Consider the following 4,192-nt stretch of genomic DNA (forward strand, 5'->3'; position numbering starts at 1 on the left):
GCTGAAGTTACCGGGCTAACTTCTACATCCTGATCCTTCAAAATCTCCCGGGCAAATTCATACCAGGTACAAGCATCATCATTCGATAATTGGTAAGTTCCATATGGTACCTGATGGTCAACCGCATAAACCATAAACTCGGCAAGGGTCCGGGTCCAGGTTGGCCGACCAACTTGGTCATTTACCACCGTTAAGTGATCATGAGTCTTGGCTAACCGCAACATCGTGTAGACAAAATTCTTCCCGTATTCACCAAAGACCCAAGAAGTTCGGATAATGTAATACTGAAATCGAAATCTTGACAAAAAAAGACCAGTAAGTGAGCTAATGCCCATTTACTGGTCTTTTAATTTGCTAATCTTCATTTACTAAATATTCATATACTTTCGCACAACATTATCCCGAAACTTAACCAGGACCTTTAAATCAGCCACTTTTTCAGGTTCAACAATCAGTTGTGGGATAATTTCTTCCTGGTCATCCATCTGTTGGCGACCCCAAACGCTTAACGAAATTAACATATTCCGCAAGTCTTCACCATCATTCGACAGTGTCCACTTTTGTTTGTCGTCCTTAATTGGATTAACAACACCATTCTCACGTAGCTTTTGTAACGCAAGCTCAATTGCTGCACTTTCACGATCGATCAGAACAGCGAGTTCATCTTCATCGAAGGGTCGAAATCCCAGCCAGAATATCAAGCCAGCTTGGTCTGGATCAGCCAGAATCTTTCTGGCGTATGTGAATCCACTTTGTTTAGAAACATTCGTCATAATAACACTTCCATGTCTTTCCGCTCTGAATATTCCCCCTCACTAATATTCTAACAAATTACCAGACAAATTGTTAGTATCATGTCCATCATTTCCCTTAATATAGGGTCAAAGTCCTACGCAACTGCGCATAAAATTCAGCTGTCAAATCCTCACCATAGCATTTATCTGCTGTCTGTTTGACTCCCTTTAAAATCTGTTCCAGAAAAACTTTCTCGTATTGTTTTCGGTGAAGGTAACGCTCATGGTAAGTCGTCGTACAGGAAAGATGGTTTAATTCTTGCTCCCCAATTCCAAACCGGTTACAGAGGTTCTTCACCGACTCTAGTTGGATCTGCCCAACCGCATGGGCCTGTTTCAAATGCCGCTCAAATGTCTTTACACAGGCATCAATCATCACCGTTATTAATTGCTGATTGGTTCCTTTAAACGTAAGCAAAACACCATTATTATCCTGACTCGGCTGGTAATTATCCATAGAATGTGCCATGTAATAAGCAACCCGCGAATTTCCCTGACCACAAGTCGGCACTAATTCATAGTGACCAGCAATAATTCCCGGTGTCCGTCCACCGACTATGCTATACAGGGTCTGCATTTCGATCCGGTGAACATTCGCCCACTTACTAAAATCATGCAGGGCATCTTTCAACCGCTTCGGCAAGACATATTCTTCACCATCTACTGTTAATACGTAGGTCTGTTCTCGATCATACGCTGTCAGTAACAATACATTATCCCAACGCGGCTGAAAACCGTTCGTAACTAAGTACTTCTTAAGCTCCCCTAGTCGTGAAATATCAATCATTCCATCCATGTAGGTGGCCTCCCTTTGCAAATTTTAAAATTAGATATAATCATTGTAAAATTTGTTCATCTAATAACGGATAATACAATATGTGATTATGCAATCGGTGTCAATAACTTTTTGATTGGGTTAGACCATTTTCTATCACTCGCTTAGTCAGCGGCTTTTTAGTAACTTTAAGGTACTCAAGAGCTCTTGGGAATAATCTCACAAAGGATGTTTCCAAATGACAAACAAAAAAATTATCGAAGGTCTCGTTTACTTATCGACAAACAAGCGAATTAATCTTGTCCACAGTGTCTTAAAGCAACTCCAACTCTCACCACTACACGACTGCTACGACGACTTCTTTCAGGAAGGCTGTCTGAAAGCTTACATGAAATTTCCCGATGACCCCACCGCTCCCGAAAACGAACGACAGTTAATGAACTTCGCCTTTAAACGGATCCACTGGCGACTACTAGATAAACTTCGCCGCCAGATCTGGGAAAGGGAGTACTGGCTTGGTTCAATGAATGATGAGTCACTCGATGAAACAACCCGTAACCGCTTTAACCTCGATCCTACTAGTCAGACTGGCTTTACCCATCTCGAAAACAGTGACTTCTTCATCCAACTAGCGGCTTGCTGTTCACCAAATGAAAAGCGCTATCTGAAAGCTGTCCTCCTCCTGGATCTTAAAGACGCCGAGATTGCTAAAAAATATCACGTTTCTCGTCAGTCAGTTTACTCCTGGAAACGAGGACTAATTAAAAAGGCACGGTCGCTTGATTGTCCAATCTAGTCTATAATGTTGGTGAGGTGGTATCGTGAATGAACATCAAACAAGCAACCAGGATCTGTGGTTCCACTCCCGATATGACAGCGAAGATCAAGATGATGGTTGCCAGAACGAACTCAGTATTAAGCCCAGCCAGGAGGAAGGCGGTCGCCTTGAATTGCTTTTAACCAATGTCGGCTTTGATAACCACTCTTTTGACAACACCTTCTCCCTCACCCGAGAGGATGCTAAGTTGCTCCGAGATTTTTTAAATAACTGGCTTAGGCATTAATTTAATAAGGCATCAGGATCGTTTCCTTCGTTCCTGGTGCCTTTATTAATTATTATCACTTAGATAATTTATGAATAGCGCAGTAAACAAAAGGTCTTCAGTGCTCGGCCAAGCCGAACTGAACTGCCCTAAAATTGTTAGACAAATCTAACAATTTTAGGGTGGTTTTTTATATGACGAAGTATTCAACACAATTCAAAATTAAAATTGTTCAAGAATATTTACAAGGTGGAATAAGCCAAGATAAACTATGCAAAAAATATGGTATGGCGGATAAAACAGTCGCACAGCACTGGATTAATTTGGTTAGAGAACACGGCTTTGAGTCTTTAGTGATTAAGCATACCAAGAAACGGTATTCAGTTAAATTTAAGTTACAAGTCCTGAATTATTGCCAAACTCATGACTTAAGCGTAGAAAAAGTAGCTGCTCATTTTGGTTTAAATAAATCACTCGTTAGTTTATGGTATGGTAAATACCAAAAAGAAGGGATTGCCGGCCTTCAACCGAAGGTAAAAGGCCGGACTGTAAAAGCTATGAAAAGACATACGACGAGTAATAAAGAACGGGTAACTAAAGATAAACAATATCAACAGGAAATAGAAAAGTTAAAAGCAAAGGTTGCATATCAAAAAATGGAGATTGATATCTTAAAAAAATTGCATGCCCTAAGACAGCAAGAAGAAAAGAACAAGCAGCAGTAATTCAAGTGCTTAGGGCAGACTATCCATTAAAGGAGTTACTGGCTTATTTTAAGATGCCAAGGTCGACATACTATGAACGGTTAAAGGCAATCCAAGCAACAGATAAATACGGCCATATTAAACAAGTCATCAAACAGCTTTTTCGCCAAAGTCGGGAAACATACGGTTATCGTCGAATCTATTACAAGTTAAAGAAATTAAACTATACAATTAGTCCAGAGACAGTACGTAAACTGATGAAACAGATAGGATTAAAGGTTTGTGTTTATAGCAAAAGAAGCCATTATTCTTCTTATCGAGGTCAGCTCGGGCGTGTAGCACCTAATATTCTTAAGCAAAAGTTCAATGAACGACAGGTTTACCGAGTCCTGCACACCGACATAACGCAGCTAAAATTGGACAATAATCAGTTTGGCTATATTTCAGCAGTTATTGATGAAGCCAGCAATGAAGTCTTAGCAACGCAGGTTTCCGCTAGTCCTAATCGAATTTTGATTGAACAAACACTGCAAGAATTAAGCTCCCGACTACCAGCAGGTAGTCAGCCAATTATACATTCCGATCAAGGTTGGCATTATCAATTACAGTATTATCGAAATGAGTTGGCTAAAGCTAATCTTACTCAAAGTATGTCTCGGAAGGGAAATTGCCTAGATAATGCACCAATAGAAAGCTTTTTTAACCTAATGAAACGCGAATGCTTAAAACGGTTAAAGATTTCATCGATCAACCAATTACGTGAAATCGTCCAAGACTATGTTTCTTGGTTTAATTACGAGCGAATTTCATTGAATAAGAAAGGATTGACTCCGGTCGAATATCGGAATCAATCCATTAATTAAGATTTAATAAAAT

Annotated in this window: 6 protein-coding genes and 1 pseudogene; 4 read left to right on the forward strand and 3 right to left on the reverse strand. The window is 39.9% G+C overall.

Annotation, left to right across the window (positions count from 1 at the left end; translation table 11 throughout):
• From H5R64_RS03475 to H5R64_RS03485, 3 genes and pseudogenes are all read right to left on the reverse strand, one after another.
• Window positions 1-284 (reverse strand): annotated as a pseudogene (locus H5R64_RS03475) (SDR family oxidoreductase); the annotation flags it as partial.
• Window positions 285-368: 84 nt separating this feature from the next.
• Entirely contained in the window at window positions 369-773 is a 405-nt protein-coding gene (locus tag H5R64_RS03480; protein WP_182579924.1) for a transcriptional regulator, read from the reverse strand.
• Between the two features lie 97 nt (window positions 774-870).
• Window positions 871-1,590 carry a hypothetical protein gene (locus H5R64_RS03485; protein ID WP_182579923.1) on the reverse strand — a complete coding sequence of 240 codons (720 nt, stop codon included), beginning with the start codon at window positions 1,588-1,590 and terminating at the stop codon, window positions 871-873.
• Window positions 1,591-1,807: 217 nt separating this feature from the next.
• Here H5R64_RS03485 and H5R64_RS03490 point away from each other — a divergent pair, with 217 nt between their 5' ends.
• The 4 genes from H5R64_RS03490 to H5R64_RS03505 all read left to right on the forward strand — a co-directional run bounded on the left by H5R64_RS03490 (window position 1,808) and on the right by H5R64_RS03505 (window position 4,179).
• The gene (locus H5R64_RS03490) at window positions 1,808-2,365 is read left to right on the forward strand and encodes a sigma-70 family RNA polymerase sigma factor (RefSeq protein ID WP_182579922.1); all 558 of its coding nucleotides are present in this window, start codon (window positions 1,808-1,810) and stop codon (window positions 2,363-2,365) included.
• 25 nt (window positions 2,366-2,390) lie between these two features.
• Window positions 2,391-2,633, forward strand: a complete 243-nt coding sequence (locus H5R64_RS03495) for a hypothetical protein (RefSeq protein ID WP_182579921.1) — start codon at window positions 2,391-2,393, stop codon at window positions 2,631-2,633.
• A 173-nt stretch (window positions 2,634-2,806) separates the two neighbouring features.
• Window positions 2,807-3,337 (forward strand): helix-turn-helix domain-containing protein, encoded by a 531-nt coding sequence (locus H5R64_RS03500; protein ID WP_182581023.1) that lies wholly within the window; start codon window positions 2,807-2,809, stop codon window positions 3,335-3,337.
• A gap of 5 nt (window positions 3,338-3,342) precedes the next feature.
• Window positions 3,343-4,179 carry an IS3 family transposase gene (locus tag H5R64_RS03505; protein ID WP_231797899.1) on the forward strand — a complete coding sequence of 279 codons (837 nt, stop codon included), beginning with the start codon at window positions 3,343-3,345 and terminating at the stop codon, window positions 4,177-4,179.
• The last annotated feature ends 13 nt before the right edge of the window (window positions 4,180-4,192 follow it).

Source organism: Limosilactobacillus fastidiosus, assembly GCF_014145505.1.
Taxonomy (GTDB): domain Bacteria; phylum Bacillota; class Bacilli; order Lactobacillales; family Lactobacillaceae; genus Limosilactobacillus; species Limosilactobacillus fastidiosus.

Bases quoted from the DNA above. Each gene is read 5' to 3' on its own strand.
- H5R64_RS03500 (WP_182581023.1), top strand. From the start codon at position 2,807: ATGACGAAGTATTCAACACAATTCAAAATTAAAATTGTTCAAGAATAT.
- H5R64_RS03485 (WP_182579923.1), bottom strand. From the start codon at position 1,590: ATGGATGGAATGATTGATATTTCACGACTAGGGGAGCTTAAGAAGTAC.
- H5R64_RS03490 (WP_182579922.1), top strand. From the start codon at position 1,808: ATGACAAACAAAAAAATTATCGAAGGTCTCGTTTACTTATCGACAAAC.
- H5R64_RS03480 (WP_182579924.1), bottom strand. From the start codon at position 773: ATGACGAATGTTTCTAAACAAAGTGGATTCACATACGCCAGAAAGATT.